The organism is Acidimicrobiales bacterium (assembly GCA_035547835.1).
Classification (GTDB): Bacteria; Actinomycetota; Acidimicrobiia; order Acidimicrobiales; family Iamiaceae; genus DASZTW01.
The window spans coordinates 22981-47469 of record DASZTW010000015.1; the positions used below are offsets into that span (position 1 = coordinate 22981).

General features: G+C 70.5%; 27 protein-coding genes. 14 read left to right on the plus strand and 13 right to left on the minus strand.

Annotated elements, in window-relative coordinates:
* Positions 1-3: 3 nt before the first annotated feature.
* On the minus strand, positions 4-693 hold the full coding sequence (locus VHA73_11780) for a response regulator transcription factor (GenBank protein ID HVX18702.1): 690 nt from the start codon (positions 691-693) through the stop codon (positions 4-6).
* 115 nt (positions 694-808) lie between these two features.
* On the opposite strand from VHA73_11780, the gene VHA73_11785 reads away from it, so the two are divergent.
* A complete protein-coding gene (locus tag VHA73_11785; protein HVX18703.1) occupies positions 809-1012 on the plus strand; it encodes a hypothetical protein in 204 nt (67 codons plus the stop codon).
* Between the two features lie 22 nt (positions 1013-1034).
* On the opposite strand, the gene VHA73_11790 is transcribed toward VHA73_11785, so the two are convergent.
* Positions 1035-1430 (minus strand): DUF427 domain-containing protein, encoded by a 396-nt coding sequence (locus VHA73_11790; protein ID HVX18704.1) that lies wholly within the window; start codon positions 1428-1430, stop codon positions 1035-1037.
* A 222-nt stretch (positions 1431-1652) separates the two neighbouring features.
* Between VHA73_11790 and VHA73_11795 the strand changes: the two genes are divergently transcribed.
* Complete coding sequence (locus VHA73_11795; GenBank protein ID HVX18705.1) at positions 1653-2747, plus strand: hypothetical protein; 1095 nt, start codon at positions 1653-1655, stop codon at positions 2745-2747.
* 52 nt (positions 2748-2799) lie between these two features.
* On the opposite strand, the gene VHA73_11800 is transcribed toward VHA73_11795, so the two are convergent.
* Positions 2800-3375 (minus strand): VOC family protein, encoded by a 576-nt coding sequence (locus VHA73_11800; GenBank protein HVX18706.1) that lies wholly within the window; start codon positions 3373-3375, stop codon positions 2800-2802.
* Positions 3376-3497: 122 nt separating this feature from the next.
* Here VHA73_11800 and VHA73_11805 point away from each other — a divergent pair, with 122 nt between their 5' ends.
* The 8 genes from VHA73_11805 to VHA73_11840 are packed head-to-tail and all read left to right on the plus strand — an operon-like array spanning position 3498 to position 8932.
* Positions 3498-4157: a carboxymuconolactone decarboxylase family protein gene (locus VHA73_11805; protein HVX18707.1), complete on the plus strand. Its 660-nt coding sequence runs from the start codon at positions 3498-3500 to the stop codon at positions 4155-4157.
* Positions 4154-4849, plus strand: a complete 696-nt coding sequence (locus VHA73_11810) for a GntR family transcriptional regulator (GenBank protein HVX18708.1) — start codon at positions 4154-4156, stop codon at positions 4847-4849. The genes VHA73_11805 and VHA73_11810 overlap by 4 nt, the downstream gene beginning before the upstream one ends.
* A gap of 13 nt (positions 4850-4862) precedes the next feature.
* A complete protein-coding gene (locus VHA73_11815; protein ID HVX18709.1) occupies positions 4863-5279 on the plus strand; it encodes a nuclear transport factor 2 family protein in 417 nt (138 codons plus the stop codon).
* Positions 5276-5707: a nuclear transport factor 2 family protein gene (locus VHA73_11820; protein HVX18710.1), complete on the plus strand. Its 432-nt coding sequence runs from the start codon at positions 5276-5278 to the stop codon at positions 5705-5707. Before VHA73_11815 ends, VHA73_11820 begins: the two co-directional genes overlap by 4 nt.
* A 10-nt stretch (positions 5708-5717) precedes the next feature.
* Positions 5718-6137, plus strand: coding sequence for a nuclear transport factor 2 family protein (locus VHA73_11825; GenBank protein HVX18711.1), 420 nt, complete (start codon positions 5718-5720; stop codon positions 6135-6137).
* A gap of 3 nt (positions 6138-6140) precedes the next feature.
* Entirely contained in the window at positions 6141-6533 is a 393-nt protein-coding gene (locus VHA73_11830; GenBank protein HVX18712.1) for a VOC family protein, read from the plus strand.
* 2 nt (positions 6534-6535) lie between these two features.
* Complete coding sequence (locus tag VHA73_11835) at positions 6536-7723, plus strand: acyl-CoA dehydrogenase family protein (GenBank protein ID HVX18713.1); 1188 nt, start codon at positions 6536-6538, stop codon at positions 7721-7723.
* A gap of 24 nt (positions 7724-7747) precedes the next feature.
* Entirely contained in the window at positions 7748-8932 is a 1185-nt protein-coding gene (locus VHA73_11840) for a cytochrome P450 (protein ID HVX18714.1), read from the plus strand.
* An 84-nt stretch (positions 8933-9016) separates the two neighbouring features.
* Here VHA73_11840 and VHA73_11845 read toward each other — a convergent pair whose 3' ends face one another.
* On the minus strand, positions 9017-9898 hold the full coding sequence (locus tag VHA73_11845) for an aldo/keto reductase (GenBank protein HVX18715.1): 882 nt from the start codon (positions 9896-9898) through the stop codon (positions 9017-9019).
* A 149-nt stretch (positions 9899-10047) separates the two neighbouring features.
* On the minus strand, positions 10048-10671 hold the full coding sequence (locus tag VHA73_11850; protein HVX18716.1) for a TMEM175 family protein: 624 nt from the start codon (positions 10669-10671) through the stop codon (positions 10048-10050).
* Positions 10672-10789: 118 nt separating this feature from the next.
* Between VHA73_11850 and VHA73_11855 the strand changes: the two genes are divergently transcribed.
* Complete coding sequence (locus tag VHA73_11855) at positions 10790-11077, plus strand: EthD family reductase (protein ID HVX18717.1); 288 nt, start codon at positions 10790-10792, stop codon at positions 11075-11077.
* 223 nt (positions 11078-11300) lie between these two features.
* On the plus strand, positions 11301-11714 hold the full coding sequence (locus VHA73_11860; protein HVX18718.1) for a VOC family protein: 414 nt from the start codon (positions 11301-11303) through the stop codon (positions 11712-11714).
* Positions 11715-11788: 74 nt separating this feature from the next.
* Here VHA73_11860 and VHA73_11865 read toward each other — a convergent pair whose 3' ends face one another.
* From VHA73_11865 to VHA73_11890, 6 genes are all read right to left on the minus strand, one after another.
* Entirely contained in the window at positions 11789-12379 is a 591-nt protein-coding gene (locus VHA73_11865) for a hypothetical protein (GenBank protein ID HVX18719.1), read from the minus strand.
* Positions 12380-12632: 253 nt separating this feature from the next.
* A complete protein-coding gene (locus VHA73_11870) occupies positions 12633-13844 on the minus strand; it encodes a cytochrome P450 (GenBank protein ID HVX18720.1) in 1212 nt (403 codons plus the stop codon).
* A 1-nt stretch (position 13845) separates the two neighbouring features.
* The gene (locus tag VHA73_11875; GenBank protein HVX18721.1) at positions 13846-15117 is read right to left on the minus strand and encodes an amidohydrolase family protein; all 1272 of its coding nucleotides are present in this window, start codon (positions 15115-15117) and stop codon (positions 13846-13848) included.
* 1 nt (position 15118) lies between these two features.
* Positions 15119-16015 carry an SDR family NAD(P)-dependent oxidoreductase gene (locus tag VHA73_11880; GenBank protein ID HVX18722.1) on the minus strand — a complete coding sequence of 299 codons (897 nt, stop codon included), beginning with the start codon at positions 16013-16015 and terminating at the stop codon, positions 15119-15121.
* Positions 16015-16797, minus strand: coding sequence for an acetoacetate decarboxylase family protein (locus VHA73_11885; protein ID HVX18723.1), 783 nt, complete (start codon positions 16795-16797; stop codon positions 16015-16017). The genes VHA73_11880 and VHA73_11885 overlap by 1 nt, the downstream gene beginning before the upstream one ends.
* A gap of 76 nt (positions 16798-16873) precedes the next feature.
* Complete coding sequence (locus VHA73_11890; protein ID HVX18724.1) at positions 16874-18118, minus strand: amidohydrolase family protein; 1245 nt, start codon at positions 18116-18118, stop codon at positions 16874-16876.
* Positions 18119-18293: 175 nt separating this feature from the next.
* Here VHA73_11890 and VHA73_11895 point away from each other — a divergent pair, with 175 nt between their 5' ends.
* The gene (locus VHA73_11895) at positions 18294-18920 is read left to right on the plus strand and encodes a TetR/AcrR family transcriptional regulator (GenBank protein ID HVX18725.1); all 627 of its coding nucleotides are present in this window, start codon (positions 18294-18296) and stop codon (positions 18918-18920) included.
* 150 nt (positions 18921-19070) lie between these two features.
* Here VHA73_11895 and VHA73_11900 read toward each other — a convergent pair whose 3' ends face one another.
* Positions 19071-20498 carry an AlkA N-terminal domain-containing protein gene (locus VHA73_11900; GenBank protein ID HVX18726.1) on the minus strand — a complete coding sequence of 476 codons (1428 nt, stop codon included), beginning with the start codon at positions 20496-20498 and terminating at the stop codon, positions 19071-19073.
* 155 nt (positions 20499-20653) lie between these two features.
* Between VHA73_11900 and VHA73_11905 the strand changes: the two genes are divergently transcribed.
* A complete protein-coding gene (locus tag VHA73_11905; protein HVX18727.1) occupies positions 20654-22759 on the plus strand; it encodes a CocE/NonD family hydrolase in 2106 nt (701 codons plus the stop codon).
* A 60-nt stretch (positions 22760-22819) separates the two neighbouring features.
* Here the strand turns inward: VHA73_11905 and VHA73_11910 are convergent, their stop codons facing one another.
* Entirely contained in the window at positions 22820-24442 is a 1623-nt protein-coding gene (locus VHA73_11910; GenBank protein ID HVX18728.1) for an alkaline phosphatase family protein, read from the minus strand.
* Positions 24443-24489: the final 47 nt, after the last annotated feature.

Consider the following 24489-nt stretch of genomic DNA (forward strand, 5'->3'; position numbering starts at 1 on the left):
TCCCTATCCACGGCGGTGTCGTTCCTGTGGCTGGCCCGTGTCGATGCGGTAGCCGACGCCGGCCACGGTGGCGATGAACCACGGCTCGCCGAGCCGCTTGCGCAGCGCCGAGACCGTGATGCGCACCGCGTTCGTGAACGGGTCGGCGTGCTCGTCCCAGGCCCGTTCCAACAGCTCCTCGGAGCTGACCACCCCGCCCTCTGCGGCGACCAGCACTTCGAGCACCGCGAACTGTTTGCGGGTGAGGGCGACGTAGCGCCCGTCGCGGTAGACCTCGCGGCGGAACGGGTCCAGGCGGAGCCCCGCGATCTCCTGCACCGGTGGCCGGTTGTGTGCACGGCGACGGTCGAGTGCCCGGAGACGCAGCACCAGCTCCCTGAGCTCGAACGGCTTGGTGAGGTAGTCGTCGGCGCCGAGCTCGAAGCCCGATGCCTTGTCGTCGAGCCGGTCGGCGGCCGTCAGCATGAGGATCGGGAGTCCGCTGCCGGATGCCACGATGTGAGCCGCGATCTCGTCGCCGGACGGGCCCGGGATGTCGCGGTCGAGCACTGCGATGTCGTACGCGTTGACGCGCAGCAGCTCGAGCGCCGCGTCGCCGTCGAGGGCGATGTCAGCTGCGATCGCCTCGAGTCGCAGCCCGTCACGGACGGCCTCGGCAAGGAACGGTTCGTCCTCGACCACCAGCACGCGCACCCGGGCGAGGCTACGAACCGGTGCATATCGTCGCCATAACGAAAACGCCGACGCCGGTTGCACGAGCGCGCACGGGTCCGCGTCACGGTCACAGGACGTTCGTAGCATCGTGGGCATGGAGATCGAGCGGCTCGGATCGCCCGACGCCGAGTTCCTGCCGGGGCACTGCGCCGCCGACGACGACTGCGACCGGGTGATGGCCGACTGCGCCGACGACTGCGCCCGGCGGGGCCACGAGTGGTCATCGGTCGACCCGGGGCTGTGCGTGCACTGCGGCCGCTGGTGGGCGCCGGCTCACCGTCGGGCGGTCGCGGCCTGAAGTCGGCGCCGCGGCGCCGCGGTCAGCGCGGGTAACCGACCACTGCCGGCGTGGCCACACCCAACTGCACGCGGACCCGGTCCTGGTAGAAGGCCACGTGCCCGGCGATCTGTCGCACTTGCGGGTACGGCTCGTCGTAGCTCCAACACACCGGCGCGTCGCCGTCGCCGGCGAAGCGCCAGTACGAGGCCTGGCCCTTGTACGGGCAGCGTGACGTGGTGTCGGGATCCAGTGTGAGTGCCACCTCCACGTCGTCGCGCGGGAAGTAGACCACCAGGCCGTGGTCCTGCTCGTCGACGAGCAGCGGCGAGGTGGTGCGGGCCAGCAACGTGTCGCCGAGCCAGGCCGTGACCTCGTTGCGCCGGACCAGCAGGTCGACGCGGTAGTCGGGCCGTTCCACGTAGCCAGATGGTTCCATCGTGTCCTCCTCGGGCCAGCGGGACCGCCACCATCGTGCCGCGCCGGGTTGCCGTCTCCACCGTCGCGGGCCGGTACGCGGGCGTCGCCGGCGGTGTTGGCGTCGCGCCGTGGCGTCTCGCAGACCACCCCGCCCGCCACGCCGGCACCCCGCGGTCTGTCCGCTGGCGTCCAGCGAACGCCCAGGTTCAGCCGCGACGCTGTTGGCGACCCAGGAGGACCCGTGCCCCACCACCGCAACCCGACCGACCTCGACATCGCCGATCCCGACACGCCGCCATCCCCCGAGCCGTGTGCGTTTGGGGCGGGTCGGCCGCCACGAGCGCGCGCGGCGGCGCGGTCGAGCCACGACTCCGACGACGCCCACCTCGTGGGTGGGGCCTACGACCCCGGCCACGCCCACGACGCCGGTGACGCGGGCGACGACTTCGGTGGGCTGGCCCGCGACCTGCCGCGCTTCGTCGGCCGGCGGCGAGCGCTCAGCCTGCTGGCCGCCGGGTTGGCTACCGCTGGCCTGGCCGCGTGTGGGTCGTCGCAGAAGTCCTCGGACGCCACCACCACATCGACCACCAGACGTAGTGGCGACCCCGCCGCACCCCCGGGTGCTCCCAACGGCGGCCCCAGCGGGGGCACGGGATCCGGATCGTCGGGAGGGTCGGTCGACGAGGACCAAGGTGCCACCGGTGGGTCGACCTCGACCGAGGTCGCCGAGGAGACCGCCGGCCCGTACCCCGGCGACGGGTCGAACGGCCCGAACGCGCTCACCCAGTCGGGCATCGTCCGCCGCGACATCCGCCGCAGCTTCGGCGACGCGTCCGGCTCGGTCACGGGGGTGCCGCTCACGGTCGAGTTCCGGCTGATCGACCTGGCGAACGGCGGGGCCGCGAAAGCTGGCGCGGCGATCTATGTCTGGCACTGCACGCCCGGCGGTGAGTACTCCCTGTACACCGGCTCGGCGCAGAACGAGAACTACCTGCGCGGCGTGCAGGCCAGCGACAAGGACGGGAAGGTGTCGTTCGCGACCGTCTTCCCCGGCGCGTACTCGGGCCGCTATCCCCACATCCACTTCGAGGTCTACGACAGCGTCGCCTCCGCAACGAAGGCAGGGCACAAGCTCCGCACGTCGCAGCTCGCGCTGCCCACTGCGGCCTGCGAGGCGGTCTATGCCACCTCCGGTTATGAGGCCAGCGCCCGCAACTACCCGCAGACCCCGATCTCCCAGGACATGGTCTTCGGCGACGGCTGGTCGACGGAGCTCGCCACGGTCACCGGCAACGTCACGTCGGGCATGGTCGCCACGCTCCACGTCGCGGTCTGAGCGCCGCCGTCTGCCGACGCGGTCGGGGCGGGCTCCGGCCGCCGCCCCGCTGTCAGGCCAGTGCTTCGGTGCGGGCGGTCGCGGGGGCGTGGCGTACGTCGGAGTCGTCGAGGACCTTGGTCCAGCAGGCGAACTCGAGGCGCACGCCGTTGGGGTCGGTGAAGTACATCGAGCGGATGAACACGTCGCCGTCGTCGGTGGCCGCGTCGTAGTCGGGCTTGTGGCCGCCGTCGAGGGAGTTGGCGTGGTTGATGATCGGGGTGACCGGCACGCCTTTGGCCTTGAGCTTGGCGCGGTACTCGTCGAACTTCTCGGGTGGGACGTCGAACGCGATGTGGTTGGTGGAGCCGATCGCGGTCACACCGAACTGGTCCTGCAAGACCACGCCACGCTCGCCCTCGGGCGCGTTCGGGAACCAGAAGAACGCCACACCGTCGCGGCCGTTGCCCATGTCGAGGAAGAAGTGCTGGCCGTGGCCACCCGGCAACTCGAGGGTCTTCACGAGCTTCATCCCGAGCTTGTCCTCATACCACTCGACCGTCTCGGCCATGTCACGGCAGACGAGCGCCAAGTGGTTGAACCCACGCAACTCGAACTCGGTGTTGGTGTGCTGCTCGGCAGCGGCCATGTGATCCCCCCGGAGCATCGCTGACGCCCTCATTGCACACCATCTGTGCGGAGTGGTCAAGAGAACCCGGGCAAATGCACAGGCCCTTGCCAAGAAGGGCCAGGCTTTGTATACAACAGGCGATGCCTCGACTTCAGCAGATCTCCCGCGACGACACCGATGCGCCGATCGTCCTCGCCATGTACCAGCGCCTGTTCGGCGACCGCGACCCGGTGAAGGAGCCGGGTACGGCAACCGGCACCCCGGGCGACTGGTGGACCGTGTTCGCCAACTCGCCCGACGTGCTCGAGCACGCTTGCCGCGGCTTCGGGCTGTACGCCAGCCCCAACCGCAAGATGAAGCCCCGCCACCGGGAGCTCGGACAGACGCGCGCGGGCTGGCTGGTCGGCAGCCAGTTCGTGTTCTCCCAGCACTGCAAGTCCTGCCGGGCGCTCGGCTTCCCCGAGGACAAGATCGCGGCCATCAAGGCGTGGTCGACCTCCGACCTGTTCGACGCGCCCGAGCGCGCCCTGCTGGCCTACACCGACGCACTGGTCCACGGTTTCGGGCGCGTCGACGACGCGCTGTTCGACGTGTTGCACGAGCACTTCACCGACGAGCAGATCCTCGAGTTCACGTACATCACGATGATGTACACGATGCACGCGGTGATCTCCGTGGCGCTGCGGTTGGAGTACGACGAGCGCGCCGATCCAATCGTCGAGATCGCCGCGCCCGACGACTACCAACCCGAGAACCTCGGTCGACAGATCGCGTACGACCAGTCCGGGGCCGAGGGTTGAGTGACGCCGGGGCGGCGCACGCGTACGCACAGGTCCGCGAAGCGATCGTCGAGAACCGCTACCCGCCGGGCCACCGCCTGGTCGAGCAGCGGCTCGCGGCCGAGCTCGGTCTGTCGCGCACGCCGGTGCGCGAGGCCTTGCGCATGCTCGAGGCCGAAGGACTCGTGGTCAGTGTGCGCAACCGCGGCGCGATGGTCCGGCCGATCTCCGAGACCGAAGTCGTCGACCTCTACGGGTTGCGGATCCGGCTCGAGTCCTACGCGGTCGAAGTCGCCACCGAGCGGGCCACCGAAGGCGAGCTCGGCGAGCTCGTCGCCGCGGCCGACCGCTTCAGCGAGGCCGTCGCGAAGGGCGACGCGGAGACGCTGGCGGGCATCCGCCGCATGCACGAGGCCAACCGCGGCTTCCACGACGTGATCCTCACCGCCGCCCGCCATGATCGGCTCGCCACGATGCTCGCCCGCACGGTCGACATCCCGCTGGTGTTCCAGGCCTTTTCCAACTTCGGTCCCGCCGAGGTCGCCCGGTCCGACACCTTCCACCACCTCATCGCCGAGGCCATGTGTCGACGCGACGCCGCCCGCGCGGCCGGGCTGATGGCCGAGCACATCGCGCAAGGGCGCGACTCGGTGCTCGATGCGCTGGCTCGCACCGAGCACCAACTGTCCGCCCAGTCGACCTCGCGCGGGTGATCGGCCAGCCGTCATGCCACCAACCACCGTCCCCACCGACCGGGTCCACCGACGCGTGTGCCACGCCCTGTTCGACGCGCTCGAGGAAGGCAACGTGGCCGCGATCGACGCGCTGTACGCGCCGGACATGACGATGTGGTTCAACGTCACCAACCAGGTGATCAGCCGGGCCGACAGCCTCGCGGCGATCGACAAGGGCAAAGCGCTCCACCGTCGCCGCAACTACGACGACCGCCAGATCCACACCTTCGACGACGGGTTCATGGCCCAGTACACGTGCGAGGTCGTGGCGCACGACGGCGCGAAGGTGCCGCTCACCGCCTGCCTCGTGGCCGAAGTCCACGACGGGCTGATCACGAGGTTGTGGGAGTACCTCGACTCGACCCACTACACGCGCCCACGTGCGCCGCGCGAAGGGTCGCCGTCATGAGCCACCGAGCCGCCGGCGTGACGGACGAGGACGACGTACGGGAGCTGTGCCACCGGTTCTTCGACGCGTACCAGGACGGTCGAGTCGACGTGCTCGACGAGATCATGAGCGATGACTGCGTGATCTGGCACAACGTGTTCGGCCGGGAGACCACCAAGGCCGAGAACCTCGCCAAGTACGCCGACAGCTACGCCGGCCAGCGCCGCCGCACGTACGACGACCGCATCGTCAACGCCTTCGCCGACGGCTTCGTGATCCAGTACACGCTGCGCGGCGTGATGCACACCGGGCATGTCGGCGCGCTGTGGATCTGCATCGTCGGTCGAGTGCACGACGGCAAGATCACCCGCATCGACGAGTACATGGACACGTCGAAGTTCGCGGCTTGGATGGGCGGGCCACGGCCCGACGCGAGAGGACCCACATGAGGCGAGCCCGATGAGGAAGGACTCCGAGACCCTCGCCTTGTGCGACCGGTTCTTCGACGCCCTCGAGCAGCGTGACTATGACACGCTGCAGTCCTGCTACGCGCCCGAGGCCATGATCTGGCACTCCCACGACTGCCTGTACCAGAGCCGTGCCGACAACCTCGCCATGCTGAAGCAGGGCATGGCCACCAACCCGAAGACGCGCTTTCGTGATCGCCGGGTGCGGGTGTTCGAGGGCGGCTTCGTGCAGCAGCACACCATCTACGTCACCCGCGCCGACGGCTTCGAAGGCCATATGGAGGTCTGCTTCGTGGCTTACGTGCGCAACGGGATGATCAGCCGGGCGTACGAGTACTTCGACACCGGCCAAGTCGACAAGTTCATCGGACCGCGCCCCGGCGCGGCGCCAACCAACGGGAAGGACACCTGAACCATGGGCACCCACATCGACATCGGGATCGTCGTGCGCGACATCGACGCCTGCCTGCCCTTCTACTCCGAGGCGCTCGGGCTGCAGCAGCTGTTCGACTTCGACATCCCCGGCGGGTCGCACATGTGGCAGCTCGCCGTCGGCGAGTGCGTGGTCAAGTTGGTGACCCACGCGTCGACCCCCGAAGCCGCCAACCCGCCTGGCGGGTCGGCCGGAGGCACTGGCCTGCGGTACTGGACGATGGGCGTCGATGACATCGACGCGGCAGTTGCCCGGTGCGAAGCCGCCGGTGCGCCGATCCCCCTGCCGCCGCTGCAACTGATGCCCGGTATCCGCATCGCCATGGTCGAAGATCCCGAAGGCAACGTCGTCGAGTTCCTCGAGCAGAAGTCCTGACCATGGCTGCCGAGGGCGGGGTCGACCACGGCGGGCCACCGGCTGAAGGGCTCGTCGAGCGCGTGCGCGCCGTCGTGCCCACCATCGCCGCCACCTCCTTCGAGGCCGAGGCGCAACGACGGCCGCTCGACGAGGTGATCGAGGCCCTGAAGGCCACGGGCGTGTTCCGCTCGTTCGTCCCCGCCCGCTACGGCGGTTACGAGATCGACCTGGCCACGTACCTCGACATCGGCGTCGCCGTGGCCGAAGCCGACCCGTCGATGGGGTGGATCACCACCTTCTACATGGAGCACAACTGGCTGCTCACCATGTTCGCCGACGAGTTGCAGGACGAGGTCTTCGGGGGGCAGCCGTTTGTGCTCGCGCCCGGCAGCGTCAACCCGACGGGTCGTGCCATTGACAACGGCGACGGTACGTACTCGCTGTCGGGGCACTGGACGTTCGGCACCGGCATCTGCCACGCCGACTGGGTGCTGCTCAGCGGGAAGATCGGCGACGACGACGTCGCTCGCAACTTCCTCGCCCGGGTCGGCGATGTCGAGGTGAAGGACACCTGGCACGTCGACGGCATGGCCGCCACCGGAAGCCGCGACATCCATGCCGACCACGTGCTCGTGCCCGAGCGACGGGTTTCGCTGTTCCCGCCGCCGCATCTCACTGCCCGGCCCGGCGACCCGTACCTGCACCGCATCCCGGTGGCCCCGTTCCTGTCGCTCACCGCCGCCATGCCTGCGGTGGGCGCGGCCAAGCGGGCGCTGGTGCTGTTCGAGTCCCGGCTGTTCGACCGGGTCATGTTCGGCACCAAGCGCACACAGAGCCACCGCGTGCCGACCCAAGTGCGGCTCGCCAACCTCCGCGTGGAGGTCGACGCCATCGAGCTGCTCATGAGCGGCATCGTCGCCCGCATGCAGGACCACGTCGACGGCACCATCGACCTCGACCTGCTCGCGCAACTCGAGCTGCGCTTGGCGATCGCGCACGTCGTCCGGCGTTGCCGCGAGGTGGTGCGCGAGATCATGCAGTCGAGCGGCGCGTCAGTCCACTACCTCGACAACGAGCTCCAGCGGTTGCACCGCGACATCCACATGATCTGCGCGCACACGGTGTTCGACGTCGACCTGGTCGCCGAAGGGGTCGGCAAGGCCATCGTGGCCGAGCGCACGACACCCGCGGCCGGTGGCGAGGGCTGACGGCGAGTTGGCAAGAGGAGACCGATGACCACGCCTGATTTGCTCGACCCGGCGTTCTACGCCGACCTCGACAAGATGCACGACACGTTGCGGGAGCTCCGCGCCGAGGGGCCCGTATGGCGCGACGAGGCCAATGGCTTGTGGGCGGTGCTCGGCCACGACGAGGTCATCAGCGTCGAACGCCAAGACGACCTGTTCTGCAGCGGAGGCGGTTATCGCGCGCTGGCGTCGACCGACGCGTACCGAGAGCAGGACATGATCGCTCTCGACGACCCCGACCACGCCGCGCAGCGCAGCCTGGTCTCGCGGCGCTTCACGCCCAAGTCGGTGCAACGACTCGAGCCCCATTTGCGGGCCACGATCACCGAGTTGGTCGACTCGTTCATCGGTGCGGGCGAGCTCGAGGTGGTCGACCAGCTGGCCGCCGTGCTGCCCGCCCGGCTCACCGCGCACCTGATCGGGTTCGACGAGGCCGATGCACCCGCGCTGCGCACCTGGTCGGAGCGCTTGATGCGCATCGACCAGATCATGGCCGACCCCGCGGTGATGCAGGACTTCATGGCGGCGATCATGGAGTTCGCGCCCCGCATCGGACCCATCGTGGAGGCGCGCCGTGCCGAGCCGGCCGACGACCTCGCGTCGGTCTGGGCCCACGCCGAGCTCGACGGCTGTCCCATGCGCGACGACGTGATCGTGCAAGAGACGGGCCTGTTCATCTCCGGCGGCTCCGAGACCACCCGCACGGTGATCGCGCGGGGCCTCGCGGAACTGGCGCGCCACCCTGATCAGTGGGAAGCGATCGCCGCGGACCCGTCGCTGGTGGCCGGTGCCGTCGAGGAGCTGATCCGCTGGGTGACGCCGCTCAACAACTTCTTCCGCACCGCCACCCGTGACGGACACATCGGGGATGTGGCAGTGGCGGCGGGCGACCGGGTGATCCTCCTGTACCCGTCGGCCAACCGCGACGAGCGGATCTTCGACGACCCGTATCGCTTCGACATCACCCGCAGCCCGAACCCGCACGTGTCGTTCGGGTTCGGCACCCACTTCTGTCTCGGCTCCTCGCTCGCCCGGCTCGAGCTGCGACTCCTGCTGGCCGAGCTCACGAGCCGGCTCGCCGACTTGCGCGTGCTCGAAGGCCCCGACATCGAGCCGAACATCTTCGCCGGCGCCGTCCGCTCCCTCCGCATGGCGTTCACTCCCCGCTGACCGCCGTCTCGCTGGTCGCTGGTCGCTGGTCGCTGGTCGCTGGTCGCCGGCCGTGGGTCGTGGGTCGGGGTCGTCGGCGGGGGGTCAGATGCGCTCGCGCGCGTCGCCGTCGAACAGGGGTGACATGTCCTCGGCCGCCACGTCGGCATGGAGCTCGGCGGTGGATGGCGCGGTCGGCTGCCCCTGCGCAGCGGCGATGGTGGCCTCGAGCAACGTCGCGTCGCTCGAGGTGTTCAGGAACACCTGCGGGTTCGACAACACCCACGCCACCGCCCGGGTGAGCGCAGCGCCGACCGGAAGCGGTTCGTACCAGGAGTACCGAGGCGAGCTGGCATCGGCCGCCCAACGGCGACGAGCCACGGATTTGATCGTCTGCACCGCCACGCCACGGTCGGCGCACACGCCCAGCAACTGCTCGACCGAGGCTCGGTAGCCGGCGTCGCGGAGCAGCACGTAGCTGTAGGGGAACAGCACCGAGGCAAAGTCGAAGAGCTCCAAGCTCGCCAGGTGCCGATCGACGATGCGCAGGCCGTGACCGGTCACCCCGACCGCGCCGACCAGTCCTTCGTCTCGGGCCCTCGCCAGCGCCTCGACCGCGCCACCCGGCCCGTGTGCGACGTCGAACTCGTCGGGCTCGACCAGGTTGTGCAGTTGGACCAGGTCGACGTGGTCGACGCCGAGCCGGGTGAGCGAGCGCTCGAGCTCGGCCCGGGCCCCGTCGCCGGTCCGTTCGCCCGTCTTGGTGGCCAAGAAGAAGTCGGCGCGGTGCTCCGAGAGCAGCGGAGCGAGGCGCAGCTCGGCGTCGCCGTACGACGCGGCCGTGTCGAGGTGGTTGATGCCGCTCGCACGTACGGTGGCGAGCACTTCGTCGGCCTTGTCCTGGCGCATCCTGCTCAGGGCGGCGGCCCCGAAGATGAGCCTCGTGCTGTCGTGGCCGGTCCGGCCAAACGGTCGCCGCTCGATCACGCGCCGACCGTACTGCCGCCGGACCCGCCGCTGGCGACCACAATCCGGCGATTCGTGCAGAAGTGGCTGCTATGCCGCCAAAATTGCGCGAATCGGAAGATCTTGGCGGTTGGCCGCGCGGCCGGAGCGGTGGGCGGTGCGGCTGGGGGTCAGGGGGTGGTGTGGGGGGCGTTGGTCGCGGTGACGGCGCGCTCGAAGCGACGGTCGGGCACCAGCCACATCACCGCGACGGCGACGTAGAACGCCATCGCGATCCACGTGACGGCGCGGGCGTCGGGGCCGCTGAAGGCGCCGGCCACGATCCCGGCCACGTACAACACCGGCGACAGCAGGCCCTTCACGTCGCGCCCGAGCGCCTCGGCCAAGCGCGCGTTGGCGGGCTGGCCCCGCACGATGGCGGTCTGGAGGATCTTCCACGCCACCGCGGCGGCGAGGAGGTTCACGCCGTAGACGACCACGGGCGTGCCGGCGAACTTGCTCTCGTCCATCCACCCGGTGGTGAACGGATACAGCGACAACCAAAACAGGAGGTTGAGGTTCGCCCACATGGCCGCACCGGTGACCCGCTCGGTGAGTTGGAACATGTGGTGGTGGTTGTTCCAGTAGATCCCGATGTACACGAAGCTCAGCAGGTACGTGAGGATCCCGGTGCCGGCGGCGTGACGTAAGGCGGTGAAGGTGTGGCCCTCGGGCACTTTCAGCTCGAGGACCATGATCGTGATGATGATGGCGAGGACGCCGTCGCTGAACGCCTCGAGCCGGCTGGTGTTCACGGGCGCATCCTTGCAGTCGCGGCAGGCGGTTAGCGTCCTGCCGGTACGGTCGCCGTCCACTCCGGTGGCGGGCCCCGCAGCCGACGAGACGAACCACGACGAACCGAGAGGTGCTCCGATGATCCGACTCAGCGTGTTCTACCCGAAGACCGAGGGCGCGAAGTTCGACCACGACTACTACAAGAACAACCACGTCCCGCTGGCCTGCAAGACGTGGGGCTTGCCGTCGGCCGCCATCGACAAGGGGCTCGACGGGCCTTACGAAGCGGCGGTCCACTTCGAGTTCGACTCAGTCGAGGCCATCCAGTCGGCGATGAGCGCGCCCGGGACGGCCGATGTCATGGCCGACGTCGCCAACTACACGACCATCGCCCCCGTCATGCAGACGAGCGAGATCGTCGCCTGACGGGTCGAGCGCGACGGTCGTGGCCGTGTTGAGGGCGCGCTGGGTGGATCAGGCCGGCAGCGGTCTTGTTCGGGGCGCGACGGGTCGAGCGCGACGGTCGTGGCCGTGTTGAGGGCGCGCTGGATGGGCCAGGCCGGCAGCGGTCTTGTTCGGGCGCGATGAGTTCCGGTGAGGGGCGGCGTCGGAACGTGCGACGGTCCATCCCCATCCCGAGGAGCCACTGATGGCATTCCAGCCCTACCTCAACTTCCGCGACAACGCCCGCGAGGCGTTCACCCGCTACCACGAGATCTTTGGCGGCAACCTGGTGCTGCTGACCGGCAATGACGTGCCGCCTGGCGCGGATGCTCCGCCCGCCGAGTTCCGCGATCTGATCATCCACGCCGCGCTCGAGGTCGGCGACGACTTCCTGATGGCGTCGGACACCGGCGCCGAGAACTTCGGACCCGTGCAGTGGATGTACGTCAGCTACACGACAGACGAGGTCGCCGATGCCAACCGCGTGTTCGACGCCTTGGCCGAGGGTGGCGACGTGGAAGTGCCGTTCGGGCAGACGTTCTTCTCGCCGGGCTTCGGCGTCACCAAGGACCGCTTCGGCGTCCCATGGATGATCAGCACCAACCAGCCGCAGGGTTGACCCGGCGATGAGCGGGCGGATCGGGTGACCGGTCCGCCTCCCTCCGCCGTAGGCGCGCTGCTCGGCCGACCTGTTCAGGTGAGCAGGTGGACGATGTCGCGGACCAGCAGGACCGACACGAACGCGATCACGACCAGGTACAGGAGCGTGATCTCCTTGCGCCACTTGTGGTTGGCAGCCCAAAAGCGCCGGATGCCGAGCACGTCGAAGACCAGCGCGATGATCCCGACCGGGAGGCCGATGGCGGGGCCGATCCCCGTGGCGGCACCGGCCGCGGGGGCCACGATCGGGAAGAAGACGTAGGTCAGCAGGCAGCGAGCCGCGGAGATCAGGATCGACACCTCGAAGATGCGGTGCGCACCCGCGTCGTCGTTCGGGGTGGTCGGCTTGATGCGCAGCAGCTTGCGCATGGTGTCGTCGATGCACGGCCCGGTGGTGGTGGCCGCCGCGGCGCCGTGGCTGGTTGCGCCGTCGGTGGTGGTCCCGTGCTGAGCGACCGGGGCGCCGTGGCTGGTTGCGCCGTGGTGCGCGACCGGGCAGCCGGCAGTGGGAAGGGGTTCGGTCACCTGCAGCGCGTGGTGCACCGGGCAGCCGCGGGGACCAGCGGCGCCGGTCGGGTCTCCGAGCGTGTCGGGTTCGACCGTGTCGTATCGGGGCTGAGCCACGTGCACCAGAGTGCAACCACGGACCCGTCATCCACAACTCGCGTCCCGGGTTCGCCCGCTCGCGCGCCGGGTTCACCCGGCGCGACCGCCTTCCCGCCGCGCCGGGTCGGCCGGGTCCCCGCCCCGTTGGGGGGAGGAAGGGGGGGCTCGAGTGAAATCAGGCCGGGTCGGCCGGGTCCCCGCCCCGTTGGGGCAAGGGAGGGCAGGTCGGCCCCGGAGGCCGCGCCGGATGGCAAGGGGGGTGGCGCCTCGGTCAGGGGCCGAAGGCGAGGGGGACGTGGGCCACGCTGCGCAGCGTCATGCGGCCGGACCAGGTGACGTCGCCGTCCGGCCGGAGGTCGGGCAGCCGGGTGAGCAAGGCGGTCAGCGCGACCTCGGCCTGGGCGCGGGCCAAGTGGTGGCCGAGACAGTGGTGGATGCCGCCGCCGAACTGCACGTGTTGCGCCGCGTCGGGCCGGTCGATGCGCAGCGCGTCGGCGTCGGCGCCCCACTGGGCCGGGTCGTGGTTGGCGGCGCCGACCCCGACGTAGATCACGTCGCCGGCATCGATGGTGTGCTCGCCCCATGCCAGCGGCTCGATGGCGATCCGGCGCACGAACTGGTTGGGCCCGTCGTAGCGCAGGAACTCCTGCACGGCGGCCGGGACGAGCGACGGGGCGGCCTGGAGGCGGGCGAGCTGGTCGGGGTGCTGGAACAGCGCCGCCATGCCGTTGCCGATCAAGGCGGTGGTCGGTTCATGGCCCGCCACGTACAGCGTCATGAGCTGCGCGACGAGCTCGTCAGGGGTGAGCGGTCCCTCGCCCGTGTCGGTGTGGACCAGCGCGGACAGCAGGTCGTCAGTGGGCTCGGCCCTCCGCTGATCGGCGAGCGTGGTGAGGTACGCCTCCATCTCGTCGAGCTCGGCCATGCAGGCGTCGTAGTCCTCCTCGCTGATCACCAGATCGAGGCTGCGAGCGACCGCCGCGGTCCAGCGCCGGAACTGGGCACCCGCCTCGGCCGGGATGCCGAGCATCTCGCAGAAGACCTCGACCGGAAGCGGGTAGGCGAAGTCGTCGATCAGCTCGAAGCGGTCGAGGGCGACCAAGCGGTCGAGGTGGTCGTCGACCCGCGCCGCGATCGACCGGCGCAGCCGCTCGATCGAGCGGGCGGTGAACGGTGCGGCCAACGCCTTGCGGAGCCGGCCGTGCGCCGGCTCGTCGGTGAGGACCAGCGACGTGGGCTCGCTCGGTTCGTCGCCGCCCCGGGAGCGGAGCAGGTCGACGACGGCTGACGGCTTGGCCTTGTTGAGGTCGCTGCTGACGGTCTTGTCGCGCAAGATCCGGGTGACGTCGTCGTAGCCGGTGAGCAGCCAGCCGCACAGCAACTCCGACCACTGCACGGTCCCGGCCTCCCGGAGCCGCCGGTACTGGTCGTAGGGCCAGGCATCGAAGCCCGGCTCGAACGGGTCGAACTGCGGATCACCCATGTCAGGTCCCCATCGGGATCGGGGTCGCCTCGGCGCCGCTGAGCCAAGGTCGCCCGGCAGCTCTCGAGTCGTCCCACTTGGAAAGGTCGTCGCCGGTCTGGCCGAGGTCGGCAGGCGATGGGCCGATGCGGTCGGCGAGCGGCCGGAGCGCGACCTGGTCGAACCCGTACAGCTCGGCGCAGTTGGCGCCGAGCATGGCGGCGGTCTCGTCGACCGGGATGTCGTGGAAGGCGTTGCGCAGCCACTCGCGGGTGTGCGGCCAGGTGCCTTCGGGGTGCGGGAAGTCATTGCCCCACATGAGGTTCCCGACGCCGATCTCGTAGCGCCGGGCGAGCTCGCGGCGCCGGGTGTTCGACGCGCCGATCGCGCAGTTGCGGTCGAAGTACTCACTTGGCCGCATCGACAGCCCGGCAGTGAGCTGCTCGCCGAGCTTGCGGGCGCCGTGCTCGCGGTCGTACACGGCGTCCATCGTCCACAGCAGGTCGGCCGCCCAGAACGCCCCGCATTCGGTGACCACGAACCGCAAGGTCGGGTGCCGTTCGAACACGCCCGACCACAACAGGAAGTGCAACGGGCGGGCTGACCACCACCGCACTTCGGTCACATACATGCCGACGTACGCGCCGTACGCCTCCTTGTCGGCCGAGCCGGAGTGGACGTGGACCGGCATGCCGAAGTCGGCGCACGCAGCCCACACCGGCTCGTATCGCGCGTCGTGATACGGCGCGTGCGAGCCCCACATCGACGGGATCAAGATGCCGCCCCGCAACCCCGCGTCGCGGGCTCGGGTGATCTCGGCGACGGCTGCGTCGGGGTCGTAGATCGGCACGATCGCCACACCGGCCCGGCGCTCGGGCGACTCGTGGCACAACTCGGCCAACCAGCGGTTGTGAGCGCGGGCTCCCGCCATCAACAGTTCGGTGGGGACATCGCTGCCGGCCGACAGCCCCGCCCCGAACGGGGCTGACGCGCCGCCCGAGACGGCGTCGGCGTCCGGGAAGATGACTTCGCCGACCACGCCGTCGGCGTCGAGCTCCTTGTCGCGCCGGGTGGCGTCCCATCCGCCGCGCAGGCCTTCGTGGTTCTCCTGCTCCCATTGCTCGGCAAAGTCCTCGTTGAGGATCCCGCGGGTGGCCAGCTCGCGGAGGCGGGCCCGTTCCGCCAAGGCCTTGTCGAACACGTCGCGGAACTCCGGGTCGAGCCACTCGCGGTACTGCTCGTTGGGCAGGCCGGCGTGGCAGTCGCTGGAGATGATCAGGTAGCGGTCGGACACGTCAGGCTCCGATTTCCTTGATGTACGTGGGGTTGGTCCGCCCGAGCATCGAGTCGGCGCGGGCTCGGATCTGTTGGTCGGTGCGCTCGCTCGGCGGGAGGATCCAGAACGTCCCGGCGCGCACCGCGTCGACCACCCGCGCCGCCACTTCCTCGACCGGCGTGTAGTCGAGGACGATGCCGCGGTCGGCCAGTGACTTCTCGAACGCCTCGATGCTGCTGGGCGGACGGGCCGGGGCGCCTGGGTTCAGGTAGCGCCCGGGCCGGTTGCGGGCCGACGTGAACAGACCGGTGCGCAGCACGCTCGGGCCGGGGAACAGCACCGATGCGCCGACGCGCCCGGGTGCGGTCTGCTCGAGTTGCGCGTACAGCGACTCGCTCAACGTGACGATCGACGACTTGCTGAGCGCGTAGATCGGCGTGCTCGGGAGGGGAGCCACGCCGCCGTTGCCGGAGCTGGTGTTGACCACATGACCTGGGGCGCCGCCCTCCAACATGGCGGGCACGAACGCCTTGATGCCGTGGATGATCCCCCACACGTTCACCTCGAGCGCCCAGCGCCAGTCGAACAGCGTGTGGTCCCACATCTGGCCGGCGGCGCCCGCACCGACCCCGGCGTTGTTGCACACGAGGTGGACGGCCCCGTGCCGCGCCAGGACCTCGTCGCGGAGCGCCTCGACGGATTCGAAGTCGGTGACGTCGGTGACGAACCCGCTCACCTCCGCGTCGGGATGCGCGGCGTGGATCTCCGCGACTGCAGCGGCCAGCACCGGCTCCTCGATGTCGGCGAGCACGACCTTCATCCCTTCGGCGAGGAACGCCTCGCCCATGCCGCGCCCGACGCCGCTCGCGCCGCCGGTCACCACGGCCACCCGCCCGGTCAGTTCGGGGACCGGCATCAGTCGTCGCCCACCGGCGACAAGTCGTCATAGCGCTGATGTGCGTACGGGACCAGCCACTCGGCGGGTACCCGCCCGACGATCTCGCCCCACTGGCGGCTCTGGCGCTCGGCCAAGGTGATCCGGTGGACGCGGCGAACCGGCAAGTCGGCCACTGGGTCGAAGCGGGACTCCCGCAACGTCACCGTTCCGTCGACCGAGCGTGCTTCGCGCGTCTGCTCCTCCCGGTGGCAGTACACCAGCGACGCCTCGTCGTCGAAGCCCTTGCCGTCGGGGGCCGGCAGGAACTTGAAGTAGAAGTCGGTGCGCGTGCCGTCGATCACGTCGACCGGGTCGCCCACCGTGCCACCCACCTCGATGAACGTGGTGCCGAGCCGCGCGATCGTGCCGGTCACCCGCTCGCCGTCGCGCGCCAGTTCCACCTGCCCGAGCTTCTTGGGCTCACCGAACGTCTCGCGTCCCCCGATCACGGACTGCTCGGTGGTCATCGGCATCACCAGCGCGTACCAGCCGGCCGTCCCCTCGTGGCGGGCCGCCACCGAGAAGGACCCGGCGCCGAAGACCGGTAGCCCGGGCCGACCCAGGTCGACGGACGCGATCGTGACCTTCACCAGCGGCTCGTCGCCGGCCTCGATCGGCGGCGGCAGCACCGCGGCGATGATCTCCGGGTCGGTCTCGTACACGGCCACGAGCGACGTCGCCCACGCGCCGACGGATGTGGCCTGCACCTCCCGGTTGCGCAGCTGTTCGGGCGTGCGTGCGCCATAGCGGATTCGTCCCATCGGCGTTCCTCCCTCGTGGTCCACTACGGGCTCTTGGGATCGGGCTCGGGTCCTCGGTCGGGTGTTGGCGCCTTGCTCATGGCCTGGCGGGCGCGGTGGCGGGATCAGCGGCGGCCATCGCGAACGTCGGGCAGCGCAAGGCTTCGGTGGGGATGTCGGACGAGTCGAGGGGTCGGGCAACCTCGTCGACCGCGGGGCCGATGCGCGCCGCGACGGCGCCCAACGCGTCGAGGTCGAACCCGTAGACGCGTGCCGCGTTGGCGCCGACCATGGCGGCGACTTCGTCGGAGGGCACCCCAGCGAACGACAGGCGGAGATGCTCGGTGCTGAACGGCCAGCACCCCTCCCGGTGCGGGAAGTCGCTGCCCCACATGATCCGCTCGACACCCACCCGGTGGCGGATGTCGACCTCGGCGGGCCGGATGAAGCTGGCGCCGACATGGCACTGCCGCGCCCAGTACTCGCTCGGCAGCAGTGAGAGCTTGGCCATCAGCTCCTTGCCCCAGGCCGCTTCTTGTGAGCCGACTGACGCCGACATCCGACGGGCGAAGCTGTCGAGCGTGGCGAGCTGTTCGGGGACCCACGCGGTGCCTTGCTCGGTGAACACGAAGCGCAGACTCGGGTGGCGCTCCAACACCCCACTGAAGATCAGCTGCCACAGCGCCCGGTGCGCCCACCAGGTGGCCTCCACCAAGAACATGACCTTGGCTTCGGGGTAGTCGCCATAGTCGGGCGAGGCGCTGCCCGTGTGGTGGTTGATCGGGAGGCCGAGCTCGTCACACGCGTCCCAGATCGGCTCGTAGTCGGGCGCGTACAGCGGGGCGAGGCCCGAGCCGGGCGGCGTGCCCGGAAGGAGCACGCCGCCCGTCAGCCCGGCACCCGCCGCCCACCGAATCTCGTCGACCGCGGCGTCGACGTCGTGGAGCAGGATCTGGGCGATGCCGGCCCGTCGCCCCGGCGCGGCCGCGCAGAAGTCGGCCAGCCAGCGGTTGTGCGCGCGGAGACCTTCCCACCGCAGCGCCAAGTCGCCCGCGGTCGCCGCAGGCGGCTGGTGCACCAGCGATGCCTGCGGGAAGAAGGGGGGCACGGTGTTCGGGAAGATCACCTCGGCGGCCACGCCGTCGGCTTCCAGCTCGGCCAAGCGGCGATCGCTGTCCCAGTTGCGCCCGCCCGCGGCGCCGTCGAGGTCGGGGTAGGGGTTCTCGAACGCAGCGACCCACGCGTCGAACTCCGGCAACAACCGCGCTGGAAGGTACGGCCGGTAGTCACCGATGGCACCGCCCCCGTGGCAGTCCGCCGAGATCACCGTGTAGCGCTCCATGGCGCTCCTCCCCCTGAGGACGTTCGCCGACCGGTCGCCCAGATCGCGCCTCGCCGTTCGATCCGCCAGGCTGCGCCTGGCGGACAGGTCACGTGTTGCTGGATCGGCTCACCGGCCGGCTCGCCGCCTAAGACAAGTCGTGAATTTGTCTCAGGCGCGAACGTAACATGGCGACGTGCCCCCCACAACGGCGAACTCCGCCGACACCGGTGAAGCCGTCGCGACCGACGACGACCTGCGGTCGAGGCTCATCGCGGCCACCGCCCAGATCATCGCCAGCGACGGGCCGCTCGCGGTCCGGGTCGATGAAGTGGCGCGTCTCGCCGGCTGCTCGCGCGCCACCGTCTACCGCTACGTGGCCGACAAGGACGAGCTCGTCCGCACCGTCTTGGTGGGACGCTCGTCAGCCATCGCGGCCGCGCTCGAAGACCGCGTCGACGAAGACGGCGACCCTGCCGACTGGATCGTCGAGGGGCTGCTCCGCCACGCCGAAGCCGTGCGTGCCGAGCCGTGGTTCCAGGCCCTTCAGCGCCAAGGTGCCGCGGCCGCCGTCGCCCGGGTCGGCGGCGGTCCCGAAGCGCTCGTCGCGCTGGCCGAGCCGCTGGTCGCGCCCTTCCTCGCCCGCATCGACGCCCGCGGTGCGCTCCGTCACGACATCACGCTCGCCGAGGCGACCGAGTGGCTGATCGGTGTGCACCTCGGGCTGTTGAACCCGGTGTTCCCGCACCGAGGTCGCCACCAGACCGCCGACATGTTGCGCAAGTTCGTGGCGTACGCGCTGCTCGCCCCATCGTCCACCTGAACGCAAGAGCCGGTCGTCAGCGGCGACGCCGCCCGCGACCTCGAGGGTCCGGCAGTGCCTGGATTCGAGTCCGTCGCGCGCCGCGGCCGTCAGCAGCGTGGCTGAGGCGGGCCTCCGCCCAGCGCGCCGCGCCGCCGGCTGACAGGTGGGTCAGCTCGCCGGGCGGAGCGCAGCCGTCGGCGCAGCCGCAGCCGATGTCCACAAGTGGGTCGCGGCAAGCGCGCGCCACGGGCGCCAACTGTCGGCGCGCGCGGTGAGGTCGCGCTCGGTCGCCATCCGCTCCGCCCCCGGCGGGGTGACCGCCCGGCGCAGGCCGAGGTCGCCGGCAGGGAAGGCGTCGGGCTCGCCGAGGCGGTAGGCGAGGTAGTGCGCCGTCCACGGGCCGAGCCCCGCGACGGCCGTGACGGAGGCGACGAACTCGTCGAGCGGCGCGCTGCGGTCCAAGCGGATGCGGTCGTCGCGGACGGCGGTGGCGAACCCGGCGATCGCCGAAGCGCGCGCCGCGGTGAACCCGAGACCCGACAAGTCGGTGCCGGCGAGGCAGTCGGCGGAGGGGAACAGATGGGTCAGGCCGAGCGGTTCGAGACCGGGCACGGGCCGGCCGAGCTCGGTCGCGATCCTGCCCGTGAGCGTGGTCGCGCCGGCCACGCTCACCTGCTGGCCGGCGATGGCCCGCACGCCGGTCTCGAACGGGTCCCACGTGCCCGGCACGGCGCGGCCGGGGTGCGCGCGCACGAGCGGGCCGAGGAGCGGATCGCCGGCGAGGTGCACCCGTGCGGCGTGAAGGTCGAGGTCGAGGTTCACGATGCGACGCGCACGCTGGACCAGGTGGATCAGCTCCTCCCAGTGCGGCAAGTGCAATCGAAGCAGGAGGTGCTCGTCGTCGCACGGTTGCAGCTCGAGGACGCCGGCGTCGCCGTCGACCTCGATCGTGCGGCGGTACGTCGCCGCCGTGAGGTCGACGTGCTCCACCCCGGGGATGGCGCGCGGTGCGAGGAACGCGAGGACGGTCGGCCAGTCGAGCTCGCCGGGATGCGGGAGGCGGAGGGCGAGACCGCCGTCGGCCACCAGGCGGTCGGCGCGGCGGCGCCGCGCTCGCAGCTCGCGCGGCGTCGCGCAGAAGATCTCGACGCACGCCCGGTTGAGCTGGCGCACGCTGCCGAAGCCAGCGGCGTGGGCGATGTCGGTGACGGTCAGGTCGGTGTCGTCGAGCAGCCGGCGGGCGAAATGGGTGCGGCGGGAGCGTGCGAGCTGGTCGGGTGTGGCGCCCACGTGCTCGTGGAAGAGGCGCCGCAGGTGGCGGGCGGACACGCCGATACGGGCGCCCAGGCCGTCTTCGTTGCCGTGGTCGAGCGCGCCGTCGAGCACGAGCTGCACCGCGCGGCAGACCAGCTCGGGGCCGGACCAGCTGACGCCGGGTGCCGTCCGGTACGGCCGGCAGCGGAGACAGGCCCGGAAGCCGGCCGCCTCGGCTGCAGCAGGTTGGTCGAAGTGGCGGACGTTGCGGGGATCCGGGCGGGCCGGGCATCCCGGACGGCAGTAGATCCCGGTGGTGCGGACCGCGGAGTACTGGGTCATGGATCCATCTCTACCGAATGCGGTGACTGGTTGACTCGTCACATCCGGACACGACGTCGGCGGGCGGCGAGACCACCCTGAACGGGTGGGGCCCGACGGGGTGGGAGGGCGGCGGGTTGGGTGCGATGACGTGACGATTTGTACGGTTCGAGCCCATGCACCGACGACTCTTGGGCCTGTTCATGATCGTGCTGGTCGGAGTCGGGACCCTCGTGGCGGTGCCGGCGACGGCCAGCACCCGCGACACCGACGCCCGCCGGGTGCCCGCCGTCGAATCGGCGGGTCAGGCTTCGAGCGCGTCGACCTGTGGGTCGAAGTGGACGGCGTACGACCGGCTCGCGAAGTGGCCCGGCCAAGTGCACCTGGTCGACCAACCGATCATGACCAGCGATGGAGTGCGGCTCAGCGCGGACGTGTACCTGCCGGCCGACGCATCGGGGGTGAGGGAGCCAGGCAAGCTGCCGGTCCTGCTCACCATCACTGGTTACAACAAGGGCCTCGAGAGTGGGCTGTTCTCCACCGCGTCGGGGCTGTTGATCCGCCACGGCTACGCCGCGGTGGTGGTCGACGACCGTGGCACGGGCGAATCCGGCGGGGAGTGGGACGCGTGGAGCGCCCGCACGCAAGCCGACTACGGCGACGTGCTGCGGTGGATCGAGGCGCAACCATGGGCCGGCGACATCGGCACGTACGGCGGCAGCTACATGGGACTCGACCAGTTCTTCGTGCAGAACCAGCACGATCCGCGGGTGAAGGCGTCGTTCGCGATGGTGCCGATGGCCGACGCCTACCGCGACGTCGTGCTCTCCGGGGGCCAGGTCAACGCCGCGTTCATCCCGTTGTGGTTGGGGCTGGTGTCGGTGCTCGGTGCCGTGCCGGCGGGTCTGCAAACCGATCCGGCGGCGGCGTTGCAGGCGTTGCTCGACCACCTCGCCGGCGCCACACAGTTCCAAGTTCCGACTTCGTTGGAGGCCGTCTTGGGCAGCGCACCGGCCTACGACGGGCCGTTCTGGCAGGTCCGCTCGCCGATCAACACGATCAACGCGAAGTCGAACGTGCCCACGTTCGTGGTGGGCGGCCTCGATGACATCTTCCAGCGCGGCGAGCCGTTGCTGTACGAGGCAGTGAACCGCCACGCCGATGCGCGGCTGCTGATCGGTCCTTGGACGCACGGCGACGTGGGCACGACCTCGAAGCAGGACCTCGCCGCGAGCGGGATCCCCGACCTCGACTACCTGGCGTTGCGCTGGTTCGACGGCCACTTGTTGGGGATGGCGTCGGCCCACGTCGAGTGCATGCCGCGCGTCACCCAGTACGTGCGAGGCGCCGGCCACGATCGCTTCGAGATCTCCTCGGACTGGCCGCGTCACGACCTGCAGGCCAGCCGCTGGTACCTCCACGGCTCCGGCAGCACGGACACCGTCGCCCCGGCCACGGCGGGCAAGGACCGGTCGATGGTGGCGATCCCGGTGGTGGGGATGTGCTCGCGCTCCACGAACCAGTGGCTGATCGGCGCGTTGAGCGGGACGCCGTGCCCGACCGACAACCGGCTCGGCGAGCTCGGCGCATTGACGTACACGTCGCCGGTGCTGACCAAGCCGTTGTCGATCAACGGTCCGATCGAGGCCGACATCTGGTTGAAGACGCGGGCCGGCAGTGGCGTGGTGTCCGTCGCGGTGAGCGACGTCGCGCCGGACGGCACCAGCCGGGGGCTCACGAACGGCCTGCTCGACGCGTCGTTCCGCGCGGTGGTACCGGGCCGTGCGCGGCTGCTCGACGGCCAGTCGATCCAACCGTGGCACCCGTTCACGAAAGCGTCGCAACGAGCGGTGCCCGCGAACACGCCGACGTTGCTGCCGGTGGAGGTGTTCCCCACCAGCGCGGTGGTCCCCGCAGGCCATCAGCTGCGGATCACGGTGGCGCCGAGCGATTTCCCGCACGCGATCTCGACCGTGACCGACACGCTGCCCGCACAAGGCTTGGTGACGCTGCTCGACGACCCGCAGCACCCCTCGAGCGTGGTGTTCCCGGTGGTCGGCGCTGCTCCCGCGGTACGGGCGGAAGTGTCCGCTGCGGAGGTGACCCCGAGCGCCGCGTCGGGCGCCCGCCACGCGGCCGGCTCATCGGCCGGCCGGCGCTCCGGCGGGCAGCTGGCGCGCACGGGGTCCGACGACACCTGGCGCCTGGTCGTCGGCGCGGTGCTGCTGGCCGCCGCGCTGGTGCTGGCCAGTCGACGTCGCCGCCACACCCGACCCCTCTGACCCACCGCCCGCCGATCCCGGCCCACCGTTCCGGGTCGTGGGTGGCTGGGTCGGGGCGGGTCAGAAGCCGAGCTTGCCGAGGACCTCGGTGGTCGCCTCGGTGACCGCGCCCAGCGGGCTGAGCGGTGCGGGGAGGGTGGCACGCTTGCCCGCCTCGGCGGTGTGGCCGGCCGGGAACGGCGCGGTCGGCGACGAGATCACGGGCGGGTGCTGGGTGCGCTGGCAGTCGAGGTCGCCGGCCACGAGATCCGCGGGTGCGGCCAGCTTCGGCGGCCGCAACAGCCGAGGTGTCGAGCCGAGGAACCCCGCCAGGGTGTTGGCGTTGGCGTCGCGAGCGGTCAGCGCCGGCAAGTTCCACTTGGCCTCGATCGTGGCCAGGATCGACGTGTGGTCGTACACCTCGTTGGTGACCCCGTGCGGGCGTGAGTACGGCGACACGACCACCGCGGGCACGCGGGGCCCATAGATGTCGTAGTTGCCCTGCACGTCGGTGGGCTGGAGGACCGGCCGGATCTTGTCTGGCACGATCGCGGCCGGCGGCGGCACGTGGTCGTAGTAACCACCGTGCTCGTCGTACGTCCACACCAGCAGCGTGCGGTGCCAGGCCGGCCCGTGCAGGACCGACTGCACCACGCCGTGGACGAACGCTTCGCCGAACGTCACGTGATCGGGGTTCTCCTCGCTGGCGCCTTGCGCACGAACGAAGTCGAGGACCCCGGCCAGCCCTGGCCCGAGCGCCTTCGCCACGTCGTCGACGCCCGGCAACGATTGAGCTTCGCCGAGCACCGTGGCACCGGCGTTGAAGTCGGGGTCGACCAGCGAGACCGCGGGAAGCGTGCCGGCTGCGCAGTCGGCGTGGAACTGCGCAAGCGGCGCCAAGTTGAGCGGGTGCCGCTCGATGGTGTTGGCGATGATCCCGGTGGACGGCAGGTCGGTGAAGTAGTTGCGCCAGGACAACCCCGCGGCGCTCAGCCGGTCCCAGATGGTGCCGTTCGGTGGCGGCGGATCCAAGATGCTGCCGACGTCGGTTGACACCAGGCCGTACGCCGTGCCCGCCATGAGGAAGCGCCGGTTCGGATACGTCTGGCACGGCGCCGAGCAGAACCACCGGTTGGCCAGCGTGAACGTCTTGGCGAGCGAGTAATAGAAGGGGATGTCAGGCTCGTCGAGGTAGCTCATCGCGGGTGGCCCGCTGGTGGCGATGAACCCGTCCATCCGCCCGCCGTCGATCTGGTGGTGCGTGGCGTTCCAGGCCTGCGTGATGCCGTCTTCCTGGCACGGCCCGTCGTTGCGGAACGATCGGATGTAGCCCCTGGCCGGCTGTCCGGGCTGCACCGGGTTCACGTCGAGCGCCCGCCCGAAATGGTCGAACCGGAAGCCGTCGGCGGCCGGCTGGCCCCGTACCGGCAGCATGCCGAAGTAGTTGTCGAAGGAGTGGTTCTCCTGCATCACGATCACGATGTGGTCGAACGGCAGGGAGGGGTCGGGGGTGCCGACCGCCCGGTCGGGATGCGGCCGCGAGCCGGCGTGTCGGGTCACCCGTGCGCGGGCGGCGACGCGGTTGCCATCGAGGGTGGCGGCCACGGCCGGGTGGCGGCGGTTGAACGATCCGGCGAAGCCCCCGATGGCAAGCGCGCTGCCCGCCTGGAGGAGACGCCGGCGCGACGCGGACGGTTCGCTCATGGCAGATGGGTACGACGGCACGGGCCGGAGTTCCTGTCCCAGCAACG